We start from the raw sequence: 282 nt of genomic DNA, 5'->3' as shown, positions 1-282 counted from the left end.
GGTTGCCGACAAGGCCCCTTCTTCCGCCCCTGCTTGCGCGATCACGTACGCCACCAGCCGCTTGTCGCCCGGCTGGTCTTCGCGTGCGATCACAATCGCATCGCGCACGCCTTCGCAGGCCGCCAGCCTGGCTTCGATTTCGCCCAGCTCAATCCGGAAACCATGGATCTTGACCTGGAAGTCGTTCCTTCCTACATACTCGATGTTGCCATCGGCTAACCAGCGGCCCAGGTCGCCGCTCTTGTATAGCCGCGCTTCCGCCTGCGCACTGAACGGATCCGG

General features: G+C 63.1%; 1 protein-coding gene. It reads right to left on the bottom strand.

The window, feature by feature from the left end; translation table 11 throughout:
- A partial coding sequence (locus KVP70_RS33645) for an AMP-binding protein (protein WP_217946767.1) occupies positions 1–282 on the bottom strand: 282 nt, incomplete at both ends.

Source organism: Duganella violaceipulchra, assembly GCF_019166075.1.
In the GTDB taxonomy this organism is placed as follows: Bacteria; Pseudomonadota; Gammaproteobacteria; order Burkholderiales; family Burkholderiaceae_D; genus Rugamonas; species Rugamonas violaceipulchra.
The sequence above is the reverse complement of the archived record's forward strand: the minus strand, read 5'-3'. Positions and strand labels throughout refer to the sequence as shown.